The 26,150-nt window shown below is 60.4% G+C and carries 15 protein-coding genes and 1 pseudogene; 8 read left to right on the top strand and 8 right to left on the bottom strand.

What is annotated here, in order from left to right:
• The first annotated feature begins 100 nt into the window (after positions 1-100).
• The 5 genes and pseudogenes from gyrB (at position 101) to Cth01_RS12145 (ending at position 9,677) form a co-directional block, all read left to right on the top strand.
• Entirely contained in the window at positions 101-2,668 is a 2,568-nt protein-coding gene (gene gyrB / locus Cth01_RS12165) for a DNA topoisomerase (ATP-hydrolyzing) subunit B (protein WP_012836528.1), read from the top strand.
• 74 nt (positions 2,669-2,742) lie between these two features.
• Positions 2,743-4,299 (top strand): annotated as a pseudogene (locus Cth01_RS12160) (DUF3375 domain-containing protein).
• Between the two features lie 164 nt (positions 4,300-4,463).
• Positions 4,464-5,042, top strand: coding sequence for a DUF4194 domain-containing protein (locus Cth01_RS12155; protein ID WP_211267689.1), 579 nt, complete (start codon positions 4,464-4,466; stop codon positions 5,040-5,042).
• Complete coding sequence (locus Cth01_RS12150; RefSeq protein WP_045839320.1) at positions 5,039-8,323, top strand: ATP-binding protein; 3,285 nt, start codon at positions 5,039-5,041, stop codon at positions 8,321-8,323. The genes Cth01_RS12155 and Cth01_RS12150 overlap by 4 nt, the downstream gene beginning before the upstream one ends.
• Before the next feature lie 169 nt (positions 8,324-8,492).
• Positions 8,493-9,677 (top strand): Wadjet anti-phage system protein JetD domain-containing protein, encoded by a 1,185-nt coding sequence (locus Cth01_RS12145; RefSeq protein WP_045839419.1) that lies wholly within the window; start codon positions 8,493-8,495, stop codon positions 9,675-9,677.
• A gap of 25 nt (positions 9,678-9,702) precedes the next feature.
• On the opposite strand, the gene Cth01_RS12140 is transcribed toward Cth01_RS12145, so the two are convergent.
• Entirely contained in the window at positions 9,703-10,320 is a 618-nt protein-coding gene (locus Cth01_RS12140) for a glutathione S-transferase family protein (protein WP_045839319.1), read from the bottom strand.
• A gap of 156 nt (positions 10,321-10,476) precedes the next feature.
• Between Cth01_RS12140 and Cth01_RS12135 the strand changes: the two genes are divergently transcribed.
• Entirely contained in the window at positions 10,477-10,884 is a 408-nt protein-coding gene (locus Cth01_RS12135) for a YkgJ family cysteine cluster protein (RefSeq protein WP_045839318.1), read from the top strand.
• An 18-nt stretch (positions 10,885-10,902) separates the two neighbouring features.
• On the opposite strand, the gene Cth01_RS12130 is transcribed toward Cth01_RS12135, so the two are convergent.
• From Cth01_RS12130 to Cth01_RS12110, 5 genes are all read right to left on the bottom strand, one after another.
• Positions 10,903-12,300 carry a sensor histidine kinase gene (locus Cth01_RS12130; RefSeq protein ID WP_045839317.1) on the bottom strand — a complete coding sequence of 466 codons (1,398 nt, stop codon included), beginning with the start codon at positions 12,298-12,300 and terminating at the stop codon, positions 10,903-10,905.
• Complete coding sequence (locus Cth01_RS12125) at positions 12,300-13,004, bottom strand: response regulator transcription factor (RefSeq protein WP_003065317.1); 705 nt, start codon at positions 13,002-13,004, stop codon at positions 12,300-12,302. Before Cth01_RS12125 ends, Cth01_RS12130 begins: the two co-directional genes overlap by 1 nt.
• Before the next feature lie 122 nt (positions 13,005-13,126).
• Positions 13,127-14,422 carry a TolC family protein gene (locus Cth01_RS12120; RefSeq protein WP_045839418.1) on the bottom strand — a complete coding sequence of 432 codons (1,296 nt, stop codon included), beginning with the start codon at positions 14,420-14,422 and terminating at the stop codon, positions 13,127-13,129.
• Positions 14,400-17,513 carry an efflux RND transporter permease subunit gene (locus Cth01_RS12115; protein WP_012836546.1) on the bottom strand — a complete coding sequence of 1,038 codons (3,114 nt, stop codon included), beginning with the start codon at positions 17,511-17,513 and terminating at the stop codon, positions 14,400-14,402. Before Cth01_RS12115 ends, Cth01_RS12120 begins: the two co-directional genes overlap by 23 nt.
• A gap of 20 nt (positions 17,514-17,533) precedes the next feature.
• Positions 17,534-18,697 carry an efflux RND transporter periplasmic adaptor subunit gene (locus Cth01_RS12110; RefSeq protein ID WP_034347924.1) on the bottom strand — a complete coding sequence of 388 codons (1,164 nt, stop codon included), beginning with the start codon at positions 18,695-18,697 and terminating at the stop codon, positions 17,534-17,536.
• A 1,014-nt stretch (positions 18,698-19,711) separates the two neighbouring features.
• Between Cth01_RS12110 and dinG the strand changes: the two genes are divergently transcribed.
• Positions 19,712-21,883: an ATP-dependent DNA helicase DinG gene (gene dinG / locus Cth01_RS12105; RefSeq protein ID WP_072248247.1), complete on the top strand. Its 2,172-nt coding sequence runs from the start codon at positions 19,712-19,714 to the stop codon at positions 21,881-21,883.
• A gap of 1,474 nt (positions 21,884-23,357) precedes the next feature.
• On the opposite strand, the gene Cth01_RS12100 is transcribed toward dinG, so the two are convergent.
• Positions 23,358-23,921, bottom strand: coding sequence for an acyloxyacyl hydrolase (locus tag Cth01_RS12100; RefSeq protein WP_045839315.1), 564 nt, complete (start codon positions 23,919-23,921; stop codon positions 23,358-23,360).
• A 217-nt stretch (positions 23,922-24,138) separates the two neighbouring features.
• Complete coding sequence (locus tag Cth01_RS12095) at positions 24,139-24,693, bottom strand: Spy/CpxP family protein refolding chaperone (protein WP_045839417.1); 555 nt, start codon at positions 24,691-24,693, stop codon at positions 24,139-24,141.
• Positions 24,694-24,955: 262 nt separating this feature from the next.
• Here Cth01_RS12095 and Cth01_RS12090 point away from each other — a divergent pair, with 262 nt between their 5' ends.
• The gene (locus tag Cth01_RS12090) at positions 24,956-25,993 is read left to right on the top strand and encodes a recombination-associated protein RdgC (RefSeq protein WP_034406644.1); all 1,038 of its coding nucleotides are present in this window, start codon (positions 24,956-24,958) and stop codon (positions 25,991-25,993) included.
• Positions 25,994-26,150 lie beyond the last annotated feature (157 nt).

The raw sequence follows: 26,150 nt of genomic DNA, 5'->3' as shown, positions 1-26,150 counted from the left end.
GCTACCGCTCGTCCTGTAATGATTTCAGGCAAGTATTCATTTGAAAGTTATGCAGGTCAGGCGCCAACAGCTCCTGACCTTGTAGCAGCAAGGTAATTTCATGACCGAAGAGAACAAGCCAGACACCCAGACCGCCGCAGATGCAGGCGGCTATGGCGAAGGCGCAATCCAGATCCTGGAAGGCCTGGAAGCCGTGCGCAAGCGCCCGGGCATGTACATCGGTGACACCTCGGACGGCACCGGTCTGCACCACCTGGTCTTCGAGGTCGTGGACAACTCCATCGACGAAGCGCTGGCCGGCTACTGCGACGACATTCTGGTCACCATCCATGCCGACGGCTCGCTGTCCGTCATCGACAACGGCCGCGGCATTCCCACCGGCGTGAAGATGGACGACAAGCACGAGCCCAAGCGCTCGGCTGCCGAAATCGCGCTGACCGAGCTGCACGCCGGCGGCAAGTTCAACCAGAACAGCTACAAGGTCTCGGGCGGCCTGCACGGCGTGGGCGTGTCCTGCGTGAACGCGCTGTCCGTCTGGCTCAAGCTCACCGTCAGCCGCGACGGCCGACGCCACGAGATCGACTTCTCGCGCGGCTTTGTGCAAAACCGTTTGATCGAAGTCGTGGACGGCGCCGAGGTCTCGCCCATGCGCGTGGTCGGTGCCAGCGACAAGCGCGGCACCAAGGTGCACTTTCTGCCCGACCAGGAAATCTTCAAGGAGAACTTCGAGTTCCGCTACGAAATTCTGGCCAAGCGCCTGCGCGAGCTGTCCTTCCTGAACAACGGCGTGCGCATCCGCTTGAAGGACGAGCGCGACGGCAAGGAAGACGACTTCTCGGGCGCCGGCGGCGTCAAGGGCTTTGTGCAGTTCATCAACGGCACCAAGAAGGTGCTGCACCCCACCACCTTCCATGCCAACGGCTCGCGCCCCGCGGAAACCTATGGCGGCATTCCCGGCACCGAAATCGGTGTCGAAGTGTCCATGCAGTGGAACGACAGCTATGCCGAACAGGTGCTGTGCTTCACCAACAACATTCCCCAGCGTGACGGCGGCACCCACCTGACCGGCCTGCGCGCGGCCATGACCCGCGTGATCGGCAAATACATCGCCGACAACGAAATGGCCAAGAAGGCCAAGGTCGAAGTCTCCGGCGACGACATGCGCGAAGGCCTGTGCGCCGTGCTCAGCGTGAAGGTGCCCGAGCCCAAGTTCTCCAGCCAGACCAAGGACAAGCTGGTCAGCTCGGAAGTGCGAGCGCCCGTGGAAGACATCGTGGCCAAGAGCCTGACCGACTTCCTCGAAGAAAACCCCAACGACGCCAAGATCCTGTGCGGCAAGATCATCGAGGCGGCCCGTGCCCGTGAAGCCGCGCGCAAGGCCCGTGAAATGACGCGCCGCAAGGGCGTGCTCGACGGCATGGGCCTGCCCGGCAAGCTGGCCGACTGCCAGGAAAAAGATCCGGCGCTGTGCGAAATCTACATCGTCGAGGGTGACTCCGCCGGCGGCTCTGCCAAGCAGGGTCGCGATCGCAAGTTCCAGGCCATCCTGCCGCTGCGCGGCAAGATCCTGAACGTGGAAAAGGCCCGCTACGAAAAGCTGCTGTCCAGCCAGGAAATCATCACCCTGATCACGGCCCTGGGCACCGGCATCGGCAAGGTCAGCGAAGACTCGGGCAAGAGCAGCAGCGACGACTACAACCCCGACAAGCTGCGCTACCACCGCATCATCATCATGACCGACGCGGACGTGGACGGCGCCCACATCCGTACCCTGCTGCTGACCTTCTTCTACCGCCAGATGCCCGATCTGGTCGAGCGCGGCCATATCTACATCGCCCAGCCGCCGCTGTACAAGGTCAAGAACGGCAAGGAAGAGCTCTACCTCAAGGACGGCCCGGCCCTCAACAAATACCTGCTCAAGATCGCGCTGAACCATGCCAGCGTGAACACCGGCGGCGACAATCCGCGCACCGTCGAAGGCGAAGAACTGGCCAAGCTGGCCAACATGCACCTGGCCGCCGAAACCGTCATCGAGCGCCTGTCCAACTTCATGGATGCCGAAGCCCTGCGCGCCATTGCCGACGGCGTGCAGATCAAGCTCGACACCATCGAGGAAGCCCAGGAGTGCGCCCCGATTCTGGAAGCCAAGCTGCGCGAGCTGACCACCACCGGCGTTCCCGCCGATGTGACGGCCGAGATCGACCCCAACAGCGAGCACCCCATCCTGCGCATCAGCCGCCATCACCACGGCAATATCAAGAGCTCCATCCTGACCCAGGAGTTCGTGCGCAGCCATGACTACGCCGCTCTGTCCGACGAAGCGCAGAACTTCGTCGGCCTGCTGGGCGAAGGCGCCAAGGTCACGCGCGGCGAAGGCGAGAAGGCCAAGACCGAAAAGGTCGGCGACTTCCGTCAGGCCATGGCCTGGCTGATCTCCGAAGCCGAGCGCACCACGGGTCGCCAGCGCTACAAGGGTCTGGGTGAAATGAACCCCGAGCAGCTCTGGGAAACCACCATGGACCCCAACGTCCGCAGCCTGCTGCAGGTCAAGATCGGCGACGCCATCGAAGCCGACCGCGTCTTCACCATGCTCATGGGCGACGAGGTCGAGCCGCGCCGCAACTTCATCGAAGACAACGCGCTGCGGGCGGGGAATATTGATGTGTGATTTTTTGTAGGAGCAATTCTACAAATCGCCTCAAACAGACAGGCTGCTGTTGAAAAACAGCAGCCTGTCTGTTTATGCGCGAAGTGCTTTGCCAGTGTTTCAGCAATTGTGAGCATTTATCTACAATTCGTTGCATGCTCAGCCTCAGCCAGCAACGCACCCAGAAATACATCGCCGCGCGCCAGCAGCATCCGGCGTGGCTGTTGCTGGCGGCGCGGCGAGCGCCGCTGGTGCTCAGTTGTCTGGATGCGCTGTTTGAGCATCAGCGTGATGGCGTGCCTTTTGATGCGGCCGTGCAGGCACTGGCGGACATGCTGGCTGCACATGCCAACGATACCGATTTTGAAATTGATAGCACCGACACGCTGAACGATGCGCGACGTGAAATCCGTGAATGGATTCGTCGTGGACTGGTTGTGGAGCGTGAAGGCCACGTTTTCGAGACCGATGCACTCAAGACCGCACTGGGTTTCATCGCGCAGCTCGACGGTCGAATGATGACGTCCACCGCCTCTCGACTGGCCGTCGTGCAGCGCGAAATCGACAACCTTGCCGCTGCACTCAACCCCGACCCGCAAAGCCGCATCACGCATTTGCAGCGCCGTGTGGATGAAATGCAGCAGCAGCTGGATGCGGCGCTCGCAGGCAACATCACCGAGTTGACACCGGAGCAGGCAGTAGAAGGTATTCGCGAGATTTACACCTTGGCCACCAGTCTGCGTGCGGACTTTCGCCGTGTGGAAGACTCTTGGCGCAATGCCGATCGATCATTGCGCGAGGCCATCATCGGTGCCCGCCACCATCGCGGTGCAGTGATCGATCAATTGCTCGATGGCCATGCCACCCTGCTCAACACGCAGGAAGGCAGGGTGTTTGACAGCTTTCATCAACAGCTGTCCAACCAGACCGAGCTGACTGAGATGCGCCATCGCATCCGGCAGATTCTGCTGCACCCTGCGACAGATAAGGCCTTGGACGGCTTGCAGCGCAGCACCCTGCAAACGCTGGTGATGCAACTCATCAAAGAGGCCAAGGTCGTGCAAAGCGTTCGCGCACGCAGCGAGCGCGAGGTGAGTCAGTTCATGAAAACCGGGCAAGCCGCCGAAAACCTGCGCGTTGGGCAATTGCTCAATGAGGTGCTGGAGCAGGCTTTGCGCGTCAACTGGCAGCGCCAGCAGGTCAGGCGCACGCCCGCCCCCTTGCCGCCCTTGGGCGTGGCTCTGGGCAGCGTGCCCTTGCTGGAGCGGCTGCGCATCAAGTCATTGGAAGGCGGTGAGCAGGCAGCGCTGCTTCTGACGACCGAATACACCGACCTGAGCCAGATGGAGGGCGACTTCTGGTAGTCCTTTGAGGGGCTCGATCGTGAAGCCTTGTTGCATCAGACTTTGCAGCTGCTGGCCCAGCATGGCCAGCCCATGACGCTGGCCGAACTGGCTGCCGCGATGCCGCCTGCCGGACATGATCTGGAGACGCTGGCACTGTGGCTGTCAATGGCGCGTGAGGCAGGTATCGCGCTGCAGGATGCACAGGAGCAAATCGACACGCAGGACGGCGAGCAATCCTGGCGTTTTACCGTGCCGCGCGTAGCACTGGACGCGGCGCAACTGGCATCAATCGATTGGGAGCTTTGATGAACCAAGAGCCGGATATTTTTGACCTCCTTGCCAGCCAGCCCACAGCGCAACAGCAGGACCTGCCTCAAAAAGAAGAGTTGCCAGCGCATGAATATATAGAACTTGAAGCTGATATCCAACTGAGAACCCCGCAAAATCAGCGCAAGGCGCTTCAATTTCTATTGGCCAACGGTTGGCTGGAAGAAACCAGCAAGCCCACGCTGTTTCGCCTGATCGCGGCGCAGAGCGCCCAACTTGACCGGATGCTGGAGCCGCTGGACTTGCGCGTGCAGGTGGATGATGTACGCGGCCTGGCATTTCTGGCCGTGGTGGCTGACTACGAAAACGATGATGTCGACGAAAGCGAGCAAGACGACTGGACGCATCCGCTGATGCGGCGCCAGCGACTGAATCTCGAGCAATCCCTGCTGCTGGCGATCTTGCGTCGTGAATTTCTGCAGCGCGAGCAGGAAAGCGGCACCGGCGTGGCCGTGCGCATCACCGTGGAGAGCCTGCTGCCGCAACTGGAGACCTATCTGGGCGCAACCGGCAGTGACATGCAAGAGCGCAGACGCCTGAACCAATTGCTGGACACCCTGCGCAACCACGGCATGGTGTCCGAAGCCGATGCCCAGGACTGCATCACCATTCGTCCCATGATCGTCCACCTGCTCAACCCTGAGAACCTGCAAGCGCTGCTGCTGAAGCTGCGCGAAGTGGCCGACGGCGCAGCATCGGACAGCCCAAACAACGCCCCATGAGCACCGAGGCCTCCTACATCCTGCAAGAGCTGCATCTGTACAACTGGGGGCCGTTTGCGGGCCGCCACCAGGCAAATATCGATGCAGCCAATAGCGCCATCATCGGCCCTACGGGCAGCGGCAAGACCACGCTGGTCGATGCACTGATGACCTTGCTGTGTGCCAACCCGCGCTACAACCTGGCATCGACGGGCGGGCATGAAAGCGACCGCGATCTGGTCAGCTATGTGCGCGGCGCCAGCGGTCAGGGCAACGAAAGCGGCGACCATATTGCACGGTCGGGCCAGTGCATCACCGGCATCGCCGCCAGGCTGGAGCGCGGCACGGCGCCGTTCGCACAATCGGTTCTGTTGGGCGCACTGTTCTGGTTTGACGGTAGCAGCCAGTCGGCGGGCGATATGCAAAAGCGCTGGTTCTTTGCGCAGGGCCAAGGACAGACGCTGAACCTCTGGCTGGAAGAACTGCACAACGGCGGAGCACGCGCCTTGACGCGCCTGACCAAGGACAGTGACGACCTGCAGATGTACACCAGCAAGACGTCCTACCTGGCCAAGCTGCACAGCTTTTTCGAGGTCGGCGCCAACGCCTTCACCCTGCTCAACCGCGCCGCAGGCTTGAAGCAGCTCAACAGCATTGACGAAATTTTTCGGGAGCTGGTGCTGGACGACCACGCCGCCTTTGACGATGCACAGAAAGTCGTCGATGGCTTCGCGGAACTGGCCTCCATTCATGCGGATCTGGAACTCGCTAACATGCAATTCGTCTCGCTGCTGCCGCTGCGCGACATGGCCGCACGCGAGCAGCAGCAAAGCCTGCACCTTCAGCATTTGCAGACCTTGCAGCAACAGCTGCCACACTGGTTCGCAACGCAGGGCGCGCAATGGTGGCTGCAGCATGTGAATCAACTTCAGACGCAGGTTGAGCAGCGCAATCAGGAACTGCACAGCGCGCTGGCCTATGTCGACACCGCTCGCCAGCACGAGCAGGATCTGCACGGCATTTATCTGCAGGCTGGAGGTGCCGACATTGCCACGCTGGAGGAAAACATTCAGCTGGCCCACAAGGAGCTGGGACGCCAGCAGCACAACCTGGCTCAGTACCTGAAACTGGCTCGCAATCTGGGGCTGGACCCCGCGGCAGGTGCCCAGAGCCTGGTGCCCCATCAAGCCATGGCTACCGCCGCACTGCGGCAGCTGGAGGCTCAGCAGCAACAGTTGCAGGCCGATGCGGAAGCCGCCATCACGGCCGAACGCAATGCACACCAGATCTGGAAGGATCTGGAGGAAGAACATGAAGCCGTGCGCCAGCGCCCGGGCAGCAATCTGCCCATGGAATTTCAGCGCTTTCGTGCGGAGCTGGCTGCGAAACTGGACTTGCCTGAAGACGACCTACCCTTTGTGGCCGAGCTGGTGGAAGTGCAAAAAAACCAGCAGCACTGGCGCGGAGCCATCGAGCGCGCCATTGGCAGCCACCGGCTGCGCATTCTGGTGCCGCCCAAGGCCATGCGTGAGGCCTTGCACTGGGTCAACCATCGCCATAACCGCCTGCATGTGCGCCTGCTGGAAATACGGGCCACCACAGCCTCGGCCAGCTTTCTCAGCGATGGTTTTGCCTGCAAGCTCAACCTGAAACCACAGACCCCTGCCACGCAGCTTCACGCACTGCGCCAGTTGCTTGCCGATCTGGATCGCCACTGCGTTGCCGACGTCGAGACCTTGCAGAACACGCCACATGCGATGACGGCGCAAGGCCTGATGTCCGGCCGCGCCGATCAGTTTGACAAGCAAGACCACAAACGCCTGGATCAGGACTGGATGACGGGCTTCGATAACCGCGACCGGCTGGCACAACTGCTTCAACAAAAAGAGCAGACAGCGCAGGACTGGAAAGCGTTAGAGGCCAAGAAGACTCAAAAACTCCAAGCCCAAAACCATGCCCGCAGCCAGCGCCAGCTGTGGCATTCCCTGCAAGCGCTGCGCCCGGAAGACCTGGACACCACAACCACCCAACAGCAACTGCAGCAAAAACAGCATCAGTTGCAGGCACTGCTGAGCCCGCAATCCGATACCGCGCAGGCCAAGCAGCAATGGATGGATGCGCAGCTGCAGACGAAAAATGCCGAAGCCCATTTGCGAGAGCTGCAAAGCGCGCAGACGCAGGATGAAACCCTGCTACGTACCGCACACCAGAAGCACAGCGCTTTTGAGGATAGGCTGCGCAACGCAGCCCCCGTGGATGAGGACTTTCCGCAGTTGCTCAGGAAGCAGCTTGGCAAAGGCCTGCCTGTGCTGGATGGCGACAATCTCGATGCGCATGAACGCGATGCCGGCAATGCGCTGCAAGGCAAGATCAACGAGGCTCAGAAAAAACTCGCCGGCCAACACAACGAGATCATTCGCCAAATGGGCAAGACCAAGGCTGAAGACCGTGGCGCCTTGGAAAACCATGCGCCGGAGCTGGAAGCCTTGCCCCACTTTCTGCAGCGCCTGCAGGTGCTAGAAGAAGAAGCCCTGCCGCAGAAGCGCCAACGTTTTCAGGAGTACCTGAACGAGACGTCGCAGCAAGGCGTGGACACGCTGCTCAATGGCATTGCCGCCCATGTGGCAGACATCGAAGACCGCATCACCAAACTCAACGAAACGCTCAAGCGCGTGGATTTTCAACCCGGTCGCTACCTGCAGTTAGAGCCACGCTCCGTCGTGCACCAAAGCCTGCAAAGCCTGACCAAGGCACAGGCACAGCTGCGTACGGAGCGGCTGCGCGATGACGGCGGCAGCAGCCATTACCGGGCACTGCGCGCCATCGTCGAAATGCTGCAGGAGCATGCCAGCAACCGCCGCAGCAAGGCGGCTCAGGCGCTTCTGGACCCACGTTACCGGCTGCAGTTTGCCGTGCTGGTACTCGACCGAGCCAACGATCAATTACTGGAACGCCGCACGGGCTCGCAAGGCGGCAGCGGGGGCGAGAAAGAAATCATCGCCAGCTATGTGCTCACAGCATCGCTGAGCTATGCGCTGTGCCCCACCGGCAGCAGCCGCCCGGTGTTCGGCTCCATCGTGCTGGATGAGGCCTTCTCCAAAAGCTCGCAGGCTGTGGCAGCGCGCATCATCCAGGCACTGCGCGAGTTTGGCTTACATGCCTTGTTTGTCACCCCCAACAAGGAAGTTCGCCTGCTGCGCAGCTATACACGCTCGGCCGTTGTCGTGCACCGGCGCGGCGCGCAGGCCACCCTGGCATCCCTGCGTTGGGAAGAGATTGATGCTTTCCGAAAGGCGGTATGAGACACCCCTCTGAGTCGCTGCCCGCCTTCCCCCCGCTCTCGCATGGCTACGCCATGCGGGCAGGAGGACTCAGCCTTCACTGCGGGACGACCATTGCCCGGTTGCCGCTGGCCTGGGCTGCGCCAATTTCAAGGGATGTGGACCGCAGCCAACGCCCTGGATGTTTGCCATGAAATCTCCACAAGACCTAGCCGCCAGACTGGCACAGCAATGGCAAAGTGCAGACTGGCGCGAACGCCAGCTTTTGGGCGGGGCCAGCGCATGGCCCGTGGTGCTCTCCATTGGCCAGCCCACAGCACAAGTCTTCATGGGCGACTCGGCCCTGCTGCGCAGCCACCTGCAGCAGTGGCGCGGCATTGAGCAGCAAGGACCGGGCACCGTGCAATGGCAAGCACGCCGCTACCGCGGCAGCAACGATGTGATTGAAGTGCCCACACACTGGCAACTGGCTCGCCCCTCCGAATGGCTGGCCACCATTCAGCAACTCAAAGCCCCCGGCCATGCACAGATCCGGGCGGACTACACAAGACTCAGCGCCATCATCAAGGCGGTGCAGCACAGTGGCCTTCAGCGCCTACTAGTGCGACGCCTGACCCAATGGCAAAGCATTCCCTCCAGTGACGTCATTGCCGCCGCACAAATGGCGCTGCAGCTGGAGCCCGGCTGCGCCCAGGGCAAGCCTTTGCGCGCTCTGTCGGTCCAGGGAAATGACAGCAAGTTCTACGAACGCCATGCAGGCCTCTTGACAACCTTGCTGGATGAGCGTTTTGACAAGGAGGTCAGCCGCCAGGGCCTGACCGCCTTTCTGGGTGCCCTGGCTGAGGATGACCATTGGCTGCTGGTGGTGCCACTGGCCCCCGGCCTGCTGCCCTTTGCGCGCCAGCGTGTACCGGCCAGCGAGCTGCAAGCCACGCCCTTGCCCGCAAACCGCATCCTACTGGTGGAAAACGAGCGCAGTCTGCATCAGTTGCCGCAGCCGCTGGAGGACACCATCGCCATTCTTGGCGCGGGCCTGAACCTGAACTGGCTTGACGCACCCTGGCTGCGTGAGCGCAGCGTGGCTTACTGGGGTGATCTGGACACCTGGGGTCTGGCCATGCTGGTCACAGCTCGCCAGCACCTGCCTCATCTGCATGCGTTGTTGATGGACCAAACCACATTCGACACGCATAGTCATCTGGCCGTGACCGAACCCGTACACGCAGAAAAGTTTCCTGCTCTTCCACCTGGGGAAGCAGCTCTTGATGCACATCTTCGTAGACTGGAGCGTGGACGGCTGGAACAGGAATTCCTGCCCGCCAGCCTAGTGAAGCAGGCCGTACGGGCCTGGGCGGATCAAGCTGCCACAATATGAACAGCGCAACCACGCATTTGCTCAATCAACCCAGCTTCTGCACCGAAGCCCTGGCCTTCACGCGCTCAAAATGGGCTGCCACGCGCGGGAATTCGGCAATGTCCACGCCGTCGCCCTTGAGCCAGCCCGCCACGGTGTAGAGATAGCCATCGGCCACGGTAAATTGCTCGCCCATGATCCAGGTCTTGTCGCCCAGATAGTGCTGCTCGATCATGGCAAAGCAGTCGCGCATGTTCTGCGGCACCTTGGCGCGCATCGCGGCCTGGGCAGCCTCGTCGTCGGCCCAGCGCGAGGCGCGCGGACGGTGGGCGTGGGCGATGTGCGCGGTAGAGGCCAGATAGGCATTGAATTCCTGCATCTGCGCCAGCGCGAAGGGGTCCTCCAGCGGCGCCAGTCGGGCCTGCGGATGGGTCTGCGCCACATACAGCAGCAGCGCCGGGGTCTCGGTCAGCACGCCGCGTTCCGTGACCAGCGCGGGCACTCGGCCCTTGGGGTTGATGCTCAGGTATTCGGGGCTGCGCTGCTCGTTGTCGGCAAAGCTCAGCGTCTTGAGCGTGAACTGGGCATCGGCCTCATAAAGCGCAATCAGTACGGCCTGCGCGCAGGTGCCAGCTGCGTAGTAAAGCGTGGTTTGGCTTGCCAAAATCGTTCTCCCGTGGATGGTGATATGCCTGTGCAGTGTAGGCTGCTGCGCAGCCGGCTCAATCCCATGAACCGGGTCTGCTCATAGCAATGGCGCAAGGCAGACATCGACATCTCATGGCAGCATCGCGCTTCTCCCAGAAGTGCCCCACCCGAAATGAAATCCTCCATCCGCATTGTTGACGTCGACCGCCTGGAAACCTGGAGCAAGTACAAGGCCGGCATGTGTGAAAGCTGCGCGGCCAATTGCTGCACCATGCCGCTGGAGGTACGCCTGCCGGATCTGGTGCGCCTGGAGCTGGTGGACCCGTTCGAGGTCGAGAACATCGAGCCCAAGCTGATCGCCAAGCGGCTGCTGAAGATGCGCCTGATCGACCACTTCAACCCCAAGCACGAGATCTTCACCATGGCCCGCCGGGCAGGCGGAGACTGCAATTTTCTGGACAAGAACACGCGTCGCTGCACGGTCTATGAAAAGCGCCCGGAGACCTGCAGATTGCATCCCAAGAAGGGGCCAAAACCGGGGTTCTGCGCCTACGGCAACAAGGCGCTTTCGCAGATCTGAAAGCTTCTGGGCAGCGCTTCAGACATCGGCCACGGCAGGTAGCCAGATGCGCGCCACCATGCCTGGATGGGCGTTGTGAAAACTGAGCTTGCCGCCATGCAGCTGGACAATGGCCAGCACGCTGGCAAGGCCCAGTCCGTAGCCTGGGCGATCCGATTCTGCGCGATAGAAACGGGTGGTCATTTTCTCCAGGGTCTGAGGATCTGCGCCCGGTCCCTGGTCCTGCACGGTGATCTCCACCCCCCATGCGCCATCGCTGCCCTGCTCCTGCGCCGGGGCCGCACGCAGCAGCACGTCAGCGCCATGAATGTCGTTGGATGATGCTCCGTATTTGATAGCATTATCGACAAGATTGGAGACGGCGCTGGCCAACAAGTCACCATCGCCCAGGGCCTGCACACCTTGCTGCACATCCAGCCTGAGAATGCCGCCGGCATCTTCCACCAGCGGCTCGTAGAAGTCCACCACATCGACCAGCAAGGCCTGCAGATCAACCGGTGCAAAGCTCTTGCGGCTGGCTCCGCTTTCCACTTCGGCAATCTGCAAAAGCTTCTCGAACACCACACCGAGTTCAGCGACTTCTTCGGCCACCAGCGCCAGCGTGGCGGACTGCATTTCGGGGCTGGCCTGCTGCGCGTTGCGCAGGCGCAGCAGGATGCGCGTCAGCGGCGTTCTGAGGTTGTGCGCAATGCTGTTGGAGACATGGCGTATGCCTTCCATCAACTGCTCGAGCCGATCGAGCATGGCGTTGATATCGCGGTTGAGCAGCGTGAATTCATCGCCGCGCTGATCGACCGGAATGCGCTGTCGCAAATCGCCCGCCGCAACGCGCGACATGGTGTTGCGAATGGCGGCCGCGCGCTCATCCACCACACGCCTGAAAACCATGGCACCGATCAGGGCCATGATGCAGGCTGCAACGGCCGCCAGCAAGCTGGCCTGACCGAACAGCTCCTCCATGTCGCGCTGCAGCTGCATGTCGCTGCCTACGGCCAGCAGATTGCCATTGGGCATTTCAACCACGGCAACCCGGCCCACCATCAGCCGCCCGTTGCGCTTCACGGTCAGCTCGCGCACGCCCATGATGCTGAGCTTGCGCGGAGGATAGACCTCGGCATTGCTGACAATGGTCTCGCCCTGCGGGTTCATGAGAATGAGGATTTCCGTGTCGGTATTCACACCGTCACGAATGGTCTGCAATATCTCGCTTTCCAGCGCTCCGGGGCCGTATTTGGCCGAGTGCTCGGTCAGTCTGCGCACATGGTTTTCGGCCTGCTTGTCGAGCCTCACCCGCACCACGCCCACGGTCTGCACATAGAAGACAGCCAGCACAATGGCCATGGTCAGAACCAGGAGGCCGCCATAGCTGAGTGCCAGCCTGAAGGCCAGCGAACTCCAGGGTCTGGAGCGCATCATCAGACCACCTCGGGCAGGTCTTGCGGCTGGTCCGAAAGGCTGTAGCCCACACCGCGCACGGTATGGATGAGAGGCGTGGCAAAGCCTTTGTCCACCTTGCTGCGCAGGCGGCTGATGTGCACGTCGATCACATTGGTCTGCGGATCGAAGCGGTAATCCCAGACCGACTCCAGCAGCATGGTGCGCGTGACGATCTGGTGCGCGTGCTGCATGAGGAACGCCAGCAGACGGAACTCGCGCGGCTGCAGCGACAGCGGCTGGCCGGCGCGCTCGGCGCTGCGCGAAATCAGGTTGACGCGCAGATCGGCCACCTGCATCTCGCGCGTGGGAGCCGGGATCTGGGCGCGGCGCACCAGGGCTTCGAGCCTTGCCGATAGCTCGGAAAATGCAAAGGGCTTGGTCAGATAGTCATCGCAGCCGGCCTTGAGCCCGCGCACTCGCTCATCCGTGGCAGACAAGGCACTCAGCACCAGCACCGGCGTCTGTTTTCCCATGGAGCGCAGTGTCTGCAGAATCTGCAGCCCGTCAAAGCCATTGGGCAACATGCGGTCAAGGATGATGACATCCCAGTTCTCGCCAACGGCCTGTGCAATGCCTTGCACGCCGTCACCGCAGACGCTGACATGCGCGCCTTGCTGGCGCAACCCTTCAGCGATGTAACGCGCGTTGAGCGCATCGTCTTCGATGATGAGGTAGCGGTACATGCTGAGTCTGTCTCTGGCCGTTGGTGGACAGACACTATAAGCCGTTGCCTCCACCTTCGCAGCCGGCGATGCAGCAGCATCAGGAGGTGGTACAGGGGTTTGTGCCATCTCCCTCGCCTCGCTCAAGGCTGCACCTGTGGCAGATCGCCGCTGGCCAGACGCACTTCCCACTCCGCATCCAGCATGTCCTTGACCAGCTCCAGATGCTCCAGCCTGTGCTCGGTGATCGAGCCCAGCGCATCGATCAGCTCCAGAATCGTGCCCTTGCCCAGCTTGTAGGCGTCTTGTGCCATCTGGTGCAGCGGCGCAATCTGCGCCAGCCCTTCCTTCTCGTAGTCGCGCACGGCCGTTCGGCGCAGCGACAGCTGCTGCAAGGCGCGCTGCAGCTCGGACTGGGCGGCAAGCACAGCCGCATCGCGGCGCAGCTCGGCCTGATCGGCCTCGACCTTGGCGCGCTCGATGGGGCCTTGACGGCGGTCGAACAGCGGGATCTCCACGCTCACGCCCACCTGGTTGAAACTGCCATCCACGCTGTTGCGAATGCGGGCCAGACCAAAGGACGGCGTGGGCAATGCTTCACGCTGCTCCAGCTTGATTTTCTGGCGCGACCTGTCGAGCTCGGCCTGCGCGGCACGCAGACTCGGCAACTGGTTCTGCGCCTGGTTCCACAGCTGCTCGTAGCTGGCTGCCTTGCGAATGTCAGTGGCCTGCAGGCTGCCTTCCACACGCACCTGCCATTGCGGCAAGGCGGCAATGCTGGCCACGCGTGATGCTGCATCCCGCAAGGCGGCCTGGGCCTTGCTGACCTGCATGCTCATCTGTGCCTGTTGCAGGTTAAGGCGCGCGCCGTCATAGCGGCTGCGCGTGCCTGCTTCGATCTGGCCCTTGACGATGTTGCCGGCCTTCTCCAGCTCATCACGGGCAGCCAACCACACCTGATAGCGCTGCTGGGCCACCAGCAGCTCATTGAAGGCATGGGCTGCATCGCTCATGGTGACGGCGACTGCGACATCGGCATTCGCCGCGGCGGCCTTCTCGCCCAGCCTGGCGTTCTCGATGCGCATGCCACGCTGGCCGAAGATGGGGATGGCCTGCTCCACACCCCATTCCTTTTCTCCGCGCTTGCTGGAGTAGTGCATGGCGGGATTGGGTATGGTGGCAGCCGTTTTGCTGTCTGCCTTTGCCAGATCCAGCTGCATGCGATCTGCCGCCAGATTGGGCTGGTTCTGCACGACGATGCGCAGATATTCCTGCAGGGTCACAGGCTGTGCAGGGGCCGCCAGACGGCCCGCTGCAGCATTGCTCTGTGCGGCTGCATCCATAGTCTCGGCAGCATGGCCTGTGCCGCTGAAAGCGCCGCAGCACAGTGCAGCGGCCATGGCCAGAGAGTGCCACTTATTCATCTTGAGCGCTTTCATCACGTTCTTCCTGCGTCAACATGTTCTTGGGGCCCAGCAAGGCATACAGCACGGGCAGCAGCACCAGCGCCACCAGTGGCAGCACCACCATGCCGCCAACGATGACCGAGGCAAAGGGGCGCTGGGTTTCGCTACCCACGCCGGTAGACAGAGCCATGGGCAGCAGGCCCAGCAGCGCCAGCAGTGCCACCAGAATGATGGAGCGCATGCGCTCGGCTGCACCTTCGATCAGCGCCTGCATCAAGGGCATACCCTGGCGGCGCAAATCCTCGACCGCAGAGACCACCAGCAAGCCCGCCAAAGCCACCTGACCCAGCAAGGCGATAAAGCCGATGGCCGCGCTGATGGACAGCTCGATGTGTGCCAGATGCAAGGCTGCGATGCCGCCCACCATGGCAAACGGCGCGCACAGCAGGATGATGCCGGCGCTGCGGGCCTGGCCCAGCGCACCAAACAGCAGGGCATAGACGATGACCAGAGACAGCGGCACCACCACCTTCAGGCGTGCAGCCGCACGCTGCTGGTTCTCCCACTCGCCGCCCCAGACGGCCTGGTAGCCTTCGGGCAGCTTCACGTTCTGCTTGAAGGTGGCCAGCGTGTCCTTCACTACCGAGCCGATATCGCGGCCTTCCACGTTGAACTTGAGCGCCATATAGCGCGCATTGCCTTCGCGGAAGATGGAGGAGTTGCCGATCTTCATGCTGACCGTACCTACCGATCCCAGGGGGACCGAGCCACCATCGGGCAGCGGTATGGCGATGTTGCGAATGCGCTCCTCGTCCATGCGGTCTACATAGGGCAGGCGCACGCGCACCGGCACGGGGAATTCACCTTCCCACAGAGTGGTGGCCACATTGCCTGCCAGGGCCACTTCCAGCGTCTTTTGCGCGTCTTCCATGGCGATGCCCTGGCGTGCCAGCGCCTGGCGATCGAACTGCACATGCACCTGCGGCGCCGGAGCATCGCGATACAGATCCAGGTCAACCACTCCGTCGATGCCTTTCACCAGCGACTTGGTCTGCTGAAGAATGCCGCGCAGGGTGGGAATATCGGGGCCGAACAGCTTGAGTACCACCTGGCCGCGCGCGCCCGATGTGGACTCTTCCACGCTGTCGCGAATGGGCTGCGCAAAGTTGAAGGCCACGCCAGGAATTTCACCCAGCGTCGCACGCATTTCCTCGATCAGCGCGGGCTTGGTCAAGCCCTTGCGCCAATCGCCATGGGGCTTGAGGCGCACCAGCACCTTGGCCAGATTGAGCGTCTCGTTGTCGGTTCCCGATTCGGGGCGACCCTGCTCCGTGGTGACGGTGATCACCTCGGGGAAGACCTTGAGACGCAGACGCACATCGCGCAGCACTTCCTGGCCTTTTTCCAGCGAGATGGAAGCAGGCATCTGCACCAGCACATAGGCATCGCCCTCATCGAGCTCGGGCAGGAACTCGGTGCCCAGCCATTTGGCTGAAACCCCGGCCACCACCAGCACGCTCACGAACACGGCAATCACAGCCGTGCGGCGCTTGGCGGCGCCCAGCACCTTGGCGATCCAGTGCTGGTAGCCATGATGCGCGCGGTCGAAGATCTTGGGCTCTTCCACCATCACATGCTTGGGCTTGAGCATCAGGGCGCACAGCGCAGGCACCAGCCCCATGGCAAACACCAGCGCACCCAGCAGGGCAAAGCTGTAAGTCATGGCCAGCGGGCGGAAGATACGGCCTTCGATGCTCTGCAGCGAGAACACGGGAATCAGCGCCGCAATCACGATGGCCATGGCGAACAGCGTGGGCTTGGCCACGGCAACGGCCGAATCCACAATGATGTGGCGCATGTCGTTCGCCGTCTGCGGCTTGCGCTGGCGTGCGTTGCGGATGATGTTCTCGGCCAGCACCACGGCACCGTCCACCATGATGCCGAAGTCGATGGCTCCCATGGAGATCAGATTGGCGGGCATGCCCAGCCAGTGCAGGCCGATGAAGGCCACCAGCAGCGACAGCGGAATCACGGTGGCCACGATCAGCGAGCCACGCAGGCTGCGCAGGAACAGCCACAGCACGGCCACGATCAGCGTGGCCCCGAACAGCAGGTTGTGCTGCACGGTCTTGAGCGTATGGCCCACCAGATCGGAGCGGTCATAGTTGGTGACCATGTGCATGCCTTCAGGCAGGCCGCCACTGTTGAGCTCATCGACCTTGGCATGAATGTCATCGAGCACGATGGAAGGGTTGGCGCCGCGCTTGAGCAGCACAATGCCCTGCACCACATCGTTCTGGTCGTCCATGCCCACCGAGCCCTGACGCGGCGTATGCGACTGCGCGACACGCGCCACGTCACCGATGGTCACGGGAGCCTTGCCACGCATGGCAACGACCACATCCTGAATCTCCTGCGGATTGCGCAACAGGCCGATACCGCGAATGATGAAGGACTGTTCGCCGCGACGCATCAGACCACCGCCGACGTTGCGGTTGGACTTGGACAGTGCATCGCTCACATCGTCCAGCGACAGGCCCAGGCTGTAGAGCTTCTCGGGGTCCACTTCAACGTGGAACTCCTTGACGAAGCCGCCAATGCTCACCACGTCGGCCACGCCCTGCACCTGCTTGAGCACGCGCACCACATGCCATTCCTGCTCGGTGCGCAGCTGCGCCAGAGTGTGCCTGTCGCTTTGCAGGCGATAGTAGAAAATCTTGCCCAGCGGCGTGTAGTCAGGCGCCATTTCAGGCGTCACGCCGTTGGGCAGATCTGCCTGCGGCAGACGCTGCGAAACCTCGGCGCGCGCGGTGAAACTTTTCGCGTCGTCGTTGAAGACCAGGTTGATCATGGAGAGGCCGAAATAGCTCTCCGAGCGCAGCGATATCAGACCCGGCGTACCGTTGAGCTCACGCTCCAGCGGCTGGGTGATCTGGCGCTCCACTTCTTCAGGAGCCAGCCCCGGTGCCTGGGTGATCACGCCGACCTGCACATTGGTCACGTCAGGATAGGCTTCGATGGCTGTCTGCAGATAGGCGTAGACGCCATAGATGGCAATCGCCAGCGTGGCGCACAGCGCCAGCAGCCGGCGATGGACGACAAATGCAATAAATGAACGCAGCATGGTTCAGACTCCTGCCGGGACTACAGCAGCTGACTGGCCGCGCCGTCGAGCAGCAGGCCACCACGCACCACGATCTTCTCACCGACCTTGAGGCCGCTGATCACCGGCACCATGCCGCGCGATGGACGCCCCAGCGTCACCACGCGTGCCTCGAACTGGTTGTTCTCATGCTGCACATAGACCACGCTGCGGCTCTCATCCTTGATGAGCACGGCAGTGACGGGAATCAGCATCTCCTGCAGATTCGACAACTGCACGCCCACCTTGGCCTGCATGCCGGGACGCAGCACCGGGTTCTGTTCGCTCAGCTCCACCACCACGGCAGCGCGGCGCGACTCCTTGTCCAGGGTGGCCCCCAGATGACGGACCGTGCCCTTGATCGGCTTGGGCAGCTGCGGTACCTCGACCTGTACGGAACTGCCCAGGCGAATGCCTGGCAGATCGGACTCGAACACCTCAGCGACCACATTCATGGCCTGGGGATCGCCAATCATGAACAGCGCCGCTCCCGGCTCGGCAGCGGTACCCACCACGGCCTTGCGCTCGGCCACGATGCCGGCACGCGGTGCGCGCAGCTCGATCCGATCGCCGCCACCGGAGCCCAGCAGCGCTGCCGTGCCCTGTGCACGACCAAGTTCCTGCGAGGTTTCACGCAGCTTGGCCTGCGCGGCACGCAGATCGACCTCCACGCCCACGCCCTTGTCCACCATGGTCTGCTGGCGCTGGGCTTCCACCACAGCCACGTCGTGTGCGGTCTTGGCCGCAGCCACGTCATAGCGGGTGCGCAGTGCATCGGGGCTGACCAGCGTCGCCAGCAAATCACCGGCCTTGACCATATCGCCCACATGCGCATTGACAGCCACGACACGCGCCGATAACGGCACTGCAACCGAAGCCACACGATCCTCGACAAACGCCACGTGCGCAGGAGCCCAGGCCATCTGCACCCCTTGCGGATCGGCCACGGGCGCGATCTCCAGCATCTTCACGGATTCTGGCTTGACCTGAATAAAGCCTTTGGGCAGCTGCGCAACCGGTTTCTTCGCTTCCTCGGTGGCCTTGGAGGCATCACAGCCACCCAACAGACCCGCCACGGCAATGGCCGCAGCCACCACCGGCAGTCTTGCCCATGTCCAGTTTGGTAAATGTGCCGCTCCCGGCAGTCCCACAAGGCTTTTGTTCATCGTTCACCCTTTTCCATGACTGGCAAGTGACGAGCTGGTCCGCGGCTTCACTTGCAGTGATGCCACCATGCTAGGAACAGCCCCCAGCTGCGTGGATGACACACGCATTACGGTTTGGTAAGACCGGACACAGGTACAAGCACGACCAGAGAGCAGCCGGGCCAGGGTTGAACAGGGAAATCAGCCTGCAGACTCGACGAATTGCCCGTTTTTCAGGCAATTCATTGACAGCATCTGTCAATTGCTCAAAAAACAGGCATTTTTCATGTATTTTTTCATACATGAGTATTAAAAGTATCCAAAAATCGTGACCAAAGCCAAGGCCACGCCTTATCTCTGAATTCCTCAGAAAACACGATCAATCCATTGATAAGCAATGGATATCTACTATCAAAAGTAGAGCTTTGAAGTTATCCACGCAGTGGATAGATTGCGCCCCTCCCTCCTCCGCATCCCGGATTTCAACAGAAATGACCGCTCTGGCATACAAACCAGCGGCATGACCGTCATCAGTGGAAAATTCAGAGCCTGAATGCCTTCAGGAGCAGATCCGTCTAACCTGTGGATAAACCGAGAACTCCATACCCTGCAAGAGCGATGCAAGCCATGGATAAACTTACTCACAGCGCTTGAAAACTATGCAGATCCCGAAAAACCTCAGCAGTATCAAAATCTAGAAAAAGTTTTTATTCATAAAAATTTAACAACTATATCCACAGACATGAATACATGGTTGTCTCCAGGATATGTACAGGCCAATTCTCCAATCTCCCTGTGGATAAGTTTCTTGGTAACTACCATGGACGGAATCCACAACTACAATGAACAAGTCACATACAAGTGGTGGAAAAGTTTCATTGAAACCGCCCACTGGATACAAGCGCAGAACATACAAACTCCCCTGTTTTGTATGCCGTATCACATAAGAAATTCAATCTTATTTGATACATATCTCTGTACGAATACTTATAAAACGCCAAAGCACAGCGTCTTTGCGTCTCAAAAAACGCTGAAATGCATGAAAAAAAGTGGGCTGAAGAGGCCCTGAATTCCTTTGATGCCGTGGTCGGGGCCATGCCGGGGTTTCGCAGTCGTGATGGACAGCGAAAAATGGCGGCCCAGATCGCGCAAACGCTGAGCCAGGCCCAGCTCGGAAAAGTCGATGAAGGCGAACCGGAACCGCGTCGTGCCATCGCTGTCGTGCAAGCCGGAACCGGGGTCGGAAAATCGCTGGCCTACAGCATTCCGGCCATTCGCATGGCGCTGTCGCGCGGCACGCGCGTGCTGATCTCCACAGCCACGGTGGCGCTGCAGGAACAGCTGGTGAACAAGGATTTGCCGGCTCTGGCGCAAAAGCTGGACCAGCCATTCAAATTCGCACTGGCCAAGGGGCGTGGCCGCTTTGTCTGCAAGCTCAAGCTGGAACGTCTGGCGAGCACGGGGGAAGCACAGGACGAGATGGACGATCTGTTTGGCGATGAGCAGGGCCAGACCAAGTTCAGCCGTCCTCAGCATGAACTGCAGGCCCGCATGCAGTTCTACAAATCCATGGCCGATGCGCTGGCCACGGAGGCCTGGAACGGCGACCGCGATTCGCTGGAGACCCCGCCTGAGGCCGAGGCCTGGAGCCCCGTGGCAGCCGAGTCCTCTTCATGCACCGGAAAGCACTGCCCGGCCTTCGGCAACTGCGTCTATTACGAACGCCGCAAAGACCTGGTGGCGGCGCAAGTCATTGTCGCCAATCATGATTTGCTGCTTTCCTCGCTGGGCTCCAAGCTGCTGCCCGAGCTGGACAATTGCCTGCTCGTGCTCGATGAGGCCCACCACCTGCCCTCCACGGCTCTGGATCAGTTTGCCGGCGAGATGGATCTGAGCCGCCTGGGCTGGATCGACAAGCTGGCCAGCCGTGCGCTGCGCGTGAACCAGGTCGCCGAAGTCGAGGAACTGGCCGACGTGCCCAAGCATGCGGGTCAGCTGCGCCAGCAGATGCAGGAGCTGGCGCGGCTGGTCATGGAGCACTACGGAGAGACTCTCAAATCGCAGAAAGACAGCTATGGGCCAGCCAGGGTACGGGCACCCCGCGGAATGCTGCCAGAGGCCCTTCTGGAGCCTCTGGGACAGATTGCGCACCATGCCGACGGCTTTCTGGATGCGCTGCGTGCCGTCTCCAAGGCTCTGCGTGCCGAAATCAAGGAACAACCCGAGGAAGCACAACGCCTGTCCACCGTCTATGCGCAGGTAGGCGCCCTGGCGCCCAGGCTGGAAGCCATCTTCAACACCACGCAATTGCTGCTGCAGAACAACGAGAGCGATGGCGACGGCAAGATGGTGCCCCATGCCAAGTGGTTCACGCTGGAGATGGACGGCGAGTTCATCGTGGTCAAGGCCCATGCCAGCCCCATACAGCCCGGCTCCACCCTGCGCCAGCACCTGTGGTCGCAGGTGCGCGGTGCGGTGCTGACATCCGCCACGCTGACCAGCTGCGGCCACTTCGACTTCTTTCTGCGCGAAGCGGGGCTGGCCAATGACGATTCCGTCACCACGCTGGAAGTGCCCAGCCCATTCGACTATGCGCGCCAGGGCACGCTGGTGGCCCGTGAAACGGCCTCAGACCCGCGCGAAGCCGCCCGCTTTACCGAGGAGATGGTCGAGGCCCTGTTGAACGATCTGAGCCGCATAGAGGCCGGCGCACTGGTCCTGTTCACATCCCGCGAGCAGATGCGCCAGGCCGTGGACGCGCTTTCCACCAGCATGCGCAACCAGGTGCTGGTGCAGACCGCCCTGCCCCGCCAGACTCTGCTGGCACGCCATCGTGAGGCCGTGGCGATGGGCGAGCCCTCCATCATCTTCGGCATGCAGTCCTTTGGCGAAGGACTGGACCTGCCCGGAGCGCTCTGCGAGTCCCTGTTCATCACCAAGCTGCCCTTTGCTCCGCCCGATGACCCTGTTGGCGAGGCAAGAGCCGAATGGCTGCGCAGCAGCGGCCGCAACCCCTTCAACGAGCTGGTGGTGCCGGCCACGGCCATTCGCCTGGCCCAGTGGGTAGGCCGCGCCATCCGGACCGAGGAAGACCAGGCCCATGTGTACTGCTATGACCGCCGCCTGACGGGCACCAGCTACGGTCAATTGCTCATCAAGGGCCTGCCGCCCTTCACGCTGCAACGGCGCCCTGTTTCAATGCCTTGACGTCCTGAGCGAAGCGCGCCTTTCACACTGCTGATCCAAGGCCGTTTCGCTGCTCTTTTGCGCCATTCCTGAGACAGGTTTTCAGCGCTCCAGGCCTTTGCAGCATGGCTCTTTTCTGCACTGCTGCAGCGCCCTTCCTGCGCACGTTCACTCAGTCCCGGCGCACTCCGCGCAGTTGTAATTTTTCTAACAGTTGCCGGGCAATGCGAGACGGCATCCGTCTTGCAGGACTGGCAACCCGCAAGGTCTTGCCCGAAGCGGCGCAGCCGGGCAGGTGCGCTGCAGACCCCATGGTTGTTGAGCAACTCCGGATTTCAGACCTGTCGGTGTTGGCGGGTGCCGCACTTTCCCAGCGCTTGCCACATCTGGGCCGGGTCTTGCTTCACCGACAAGCGAAAAGCGAAAAGTTCTTTAAAAACAATGATCTATAGATCGTTGAATTTTTTTGAACGAGCAGGGCGCAATCATGGCTGATATCGATTGCACGCACGTTTGGCCAGTTTCCCCCAGCTGTTCATAACATTCTGTGGATAACAGTCGCTTCAAAGACTCTTCAATGGGAATTTATCCCCACCTCATTTCATTGAGGAGGCGCATCTTACGCCAATTTTTCGAGATCTGGCGCGTCAATTTTCCCAAAGCCCTTTTTTTCTGGACTTCCCTCTGAATCAAAGGGATTGGAGCGTCTGATCAGCTGCAATTTTGCATGGCCCCTGCTTTTGCCTGCGACTTTGCCTTCAGTTGTTCTTTAGAAGTTTTATAAAAATATAGTCGTAGTAGTAAGACTTGGCATCTGCTGTTGATAACTTTAAAAACTCAAGGCAAATCAAGCATCTTGCGTAATGACAAACATGGAGACAAATGACGGTTGCTGCTGTCCTCGATCCATGAACAACTTGGCCTTCTTCCATATTTTTGTGGAAAACATGAAAGTTGATATCCGCTTATCCACAGAAATCCATTTTTCTGTTGATTGGAATTAAATGCTATTTATCCGTTGATATATATACGTTTTTAGCTATTATTTTTATAGTGAACAACTGATGAAGACATGCTTGAGCACATCAGATGTCAAGGGTGTGATGTAGCAAGAACTTCTTGAAGCGGATCTGATTAGCCTCTTTTTTTATTCAGACCATCTCAGATTGCTGTGTACACTTCGGCCAAAGTTGTTATTTCTAGTCTTATCTTTTTACTTAGTAGTAATAGTAAGTAGTCCACTTAATTGTTGATAAGTAATTAAGTTCATTTAAAATCAATAACTTAGACTTTTCCAAAGTCTGTGCCCTTGCATGGGCTGCCGATGTCATTGATTTGGGAACAACTTTCCAGAAGCCAGCCTAGCTGTGGAAAACAGAAAATTTCCTTGGCTTTTATCACCATGTTTATTCACAGGCCGTGCAACCGCTGCAAAGCATGAAAAAAGCCGCCCGTTGGGCGGCCAGGTCGACCCGGATAGCGCTGCCCCGGGAATTCAGAAGTGGCGTGCGTATCGCAGCTGAAGAAAGTTCTCTCCCGGATTGGGGCGCTTGATGCCTGCATTGGATTGGTGCTCGAAGCGCAGGCTGATCTCGTTTTTCAGTTGCTCGCCAAACAGGTAGCCGATGCCTATATGGCTGGCAAAGTTGTAGCGGGTCGAAAATTCCTTGTGATCGGTGATGAAGCGGTGGTTGATGGCATAGCTCACGCCCAGGCCGGCTTGCAGAAACCAGGGAGGCTGGCCTTGAGAGGGGCGCCAGCGCAATGTGGGTTGTGCACCCAGAACCCAGGTTGAACGATTGCCGCCCTGATAGTCGGCCGACCAGCGGCTGACAGAGAGATCCCAGTAACCCGTCATCCGACCCGAGCCAAGGGCGTAGCTCCAGTTCCAGGGGAGGATGACGCCGCCTGTCCAGCTGTCGGTGCTGTGCTCCGCCGAGCCGTATTGCAGATAGAGGGCGCTGGTCGAGGATTGCACAGGCTGTGCATGAAGCATGGGGCTTGTCAGGCCGATCAGCATGGGGACTACAAGATTTGTTGCTAATTGCAGTTTTTTCATGTCAATTGCCATCTAAATGCTTGGAATCTGGTCGCGATATCGATACTACGACAATGCCTTGATTTCGCTCCCTCTGTGGATATGAATTTAGAAGCTTGTGAATAAATGTTCTGTCGGCAAGCGCTTGCGTTGGTAGTCAGCCAATTGATATCGAAATGAAAAAAGCCCCCGGTCATGACGACCGGGGGCTTTTATGGAGAAGGCGATTGAACTCGGCTTACTTGGCCGCAGGGGCAGGAGCTGCGGGACGTTCCTGGCCGGGTTTGCCGCCATGATGGCCGTGATGGTGCTCACCGCGCTGGTGATGCATGTGCAGGGTGGCCGCATCGAAGGTCTTTTTCTGCTCGGCATTGAGCTGGGCGTAGAAGGCCTTGGTGGCTTCGGCACGGCGGTCCATTTCCGCCATGCGCTTGCCGCGCATTTCACGCATCTTGTCGATGCGCTCGGGCGTGGTCAGCTTGGCAAAGGCTTCGCGGTCGCCGGGGGCAGGGCGTTCACCGGGCTTCATGGCCTGGGTGTAGGTGGTCCAGGCAGTTTGCTGCGCAGGCGTCAGCTTCAGATCGGCCTTGAGTTTTTCCATGCGCTGCTTCATATGCTCCATGCGGTCGCCGCGCTTGTCACCACGCTGGTGCTTGTGCGTCTCTGGCGCTTTCTGGGCTGCGGCAGGCTGCTCGGCGGCAGCGGTAGTCTGGGCAAAGCTGGGCAGGCTCAGCGAGGCGAGCAGGGCGGTTGCCACAGCGGCGCTGGTCAATGTCTGGCGAAAGCGGGTCATGTCTGTTTCCTTTTCGGTTGAAGTGGAAGAAGTGGCCGCCTGGTCTTGCTCCTGAATGGGCATTCGGTAGCGGATGACTGAAGTGTGGACCCCCCATGTTTCTGAGACGTGAGGTTTTGCAGCCGCTCTGTAAAGATTTGATAAGTTTGAGTGGCTGCGACTGCGCAACAATGCATGCATGGGCTGCATTGGCGGCCGATTTTTTCCCGCGAGATCCAGCTGCAGGAGCTGGCGACGATTGAAGGTTTAGCAAAGGTTTTTGATGTTCAAGAACATGATTGTTTATCGCATTGCCGAGAGCTGGCAGGGCGATCTGCAGCAGCTCGAAGATGCGCTGCAAAAGACGGTGTTTGAGGAGTGCGGTGCGACCCAGGAGCGCTCCGTGGGCTGGGTGCCGCCGCGCGGCGAGGCCCATGGCCCGCTGGCGGAAAGCGTGGCCGGCCAGTGGGTGATGCGCTTCATGAGCGAGTCCAAGATGCTGCCGGCCAGCGTGCTCAACCGCAAGGTCAACGAGAAGGCCGAGCACATCGAAAAGACCGAGGGCCGCAAGCCCGGCAAGAAGGAAAAGAAAGAGCTCAAGGACGAGGCCAAGCTGGACCTGCTGCCCATGGCTTTCACCAAGCAGGGCAGCATGTGGGTCTGGATCGATGCGCAGGCGCGCACGCTGGTGCTCGATACCAGTGCACAAGGCCGTGCCGACGAGATCGTGACGCTGCTGGTCGAAGGCCTGCCGGGCTTTGCGGTGGCGCTGCTGGATACGCAGACCAGTCCGCAGGCCGCCATGGCGCACTGGCTGATGACGCAGGAGCCGCCCGCAGGTTTTTCCATAGACCGCGAGTGCGAGCTCAAGGCCGCCGATGAGTCCAAGGCCGTGGTGCGCTATGCGCGCCACCCGCTCGATATCGACGAGGTGCGCCAGCACATCGAGCATGGCAAGCTGCCGACCAAGCTGGCCATGACCTGGGATGACCGCGTGAGCTTTGTGCTCAGCGAAGGTCTGCAGATCAAGAAGATCGCGTTGCTCGACGCAGTGATGGACGGCAACAGCCAGGACGATGGCGGTTTCGATACCGATGTGGCGATTGCCACGGGCGAGCTCTCGCGCCTGATTCCCGATCTGATCGAAGCGCTGGGCGGGGAAGGGCGTACGGGTCTGGGCGACGGCCTGCCGGCATCGCTGTCGTCGGCTCCTGCCGCAGAAACTCTGCCCGTGCGTCTGGCACAGGGGCGGAGCCAGGGGACGGTCACCGGGCCGGCCACGGCGCCCGCCGATACGGCCCCGGAAGAGGCACCGTTTTGACGCTATTTATGCTGTAGCTGTCTGCGCTTTCCAGGCAATGAATTCAGTATTTATTAATGCTGAAATCAAGCACTAGAAAGCGCAAGAAGCTATCAAAAAAGGCCTGCCAGATCACTCTGGCAGGCCTTTTTCATGGGCATTTCAGGTTCCCGGAAAC

The sequence above is a fragment of the Comamonas thiooxydans genome (assembly GCF_000964545.1).
Classification (GTDB): Bacteria; Pseudomonadota; Gammaproteobacteria; order Burkholderiales; family Burkholderiaceae_C; genus Comamonas; species Comamonas thiooxydans.
The sequence above is the reverse complement of the archived record's forward strand: the minus strand, read 5'-3'. Positions and strand labels throughout refer to the sequence as shown.

Excerpts from the sequence above, each read along its gene's own strand:
- Cth01_RS12150 (WP_045839320.1), top strand. The coding sequence starts at position 5,039 with ATGAGCACCGAGGCCTCCTACATCCTGCAAGAGCTGCATCTGTACAAC.
- Cth01_RS12115 (WP_012836546.1), bottom strand. The coding sequence starts at position 17,513 with ATGCTGCGTTCATTTATTGCATTTGTCGTCCATCGCCGGCTGCTGGCG.
- Cth01_RS12100 (WP_045839315.1), bottom strand. The coding sequence starts at position 23,921 with ATGAAAAAACTGCAATTAGCAACAAATCTTGTAGTCCCCATGCTGATC.
- dinG (WP_072248247.1), top strand. The coding sequence starts at position 19,712 with ATGCATGAAAAAAAGTGGGCTGAAGAGGCCCTGAATTCCTTTGATGCC.
- Cth01_RS12130 (WP_045839317.1), bottom strand. The coding sequence starts at position 12,300 with ATGATGCGCTCCAGACCCTGGAGTTCGCTGGCCTTCAGGCTGGCACTC.
- Cth01_RS12145 (WP_045839419.1), top strand. The coding sequence starts at position 8,493 with ATGAAATCTCCACAAGACCTAGCCGCCAGACTGGCACAGCAATGGCAA.
- Cth01_RS12135 (WP_045839318.1), top strand. The coding sequence starts at position 10,477 with ATGAAATCCTCCATCCGCATTGTTGACGTCGACCGCCTGGAAACCTGG.
- Cth01_RS12120 (WP_045839418.1), bottom strand. The coding sequence starts at position 14,422 with ATGAAAGCGCTCAAGATGAATAAGTGGCACTCTCTGGCCATGGCCGCT.
- Cth01_RS12110 (WP_034347924.1), bottom strand. The coding sequence starts at position 18,697 with ATGAACAAAAGCCTTGTGGGACTGCCGGGAGCGGCACATTTACCAAAC.
- Cth01_RS12090 (WP_034406644.1), top strand. The coding sequence starts at position 24,956 with ATGTTCAAGAACATGATTGTTTATCGCATTGCCGAGAGCTGGCAGGGC.
- Cth01_RS12095 (WP_045839417.1), bottom strand. The coding sequence starts at position 24,693 with ATGACCCGCTTTCGCCAGACATTGACCAGCGCCGCTGTGGCAACCGCC.
- Cth01_RS12125 (WP_003065317.1), bottom strand. The coding sequence starts at position 13,004 with ATGTACCGCTACCTCATCATCGAAGACGATGCGCTCAACGCGCGTTAC.
- gyrB (WP_012836528.1), top strand. The coding sequence starts at position 101 with ATGACCGAAGAGAACAAGCCAGACACCCAGACCGCCGCAGATGCAGGC.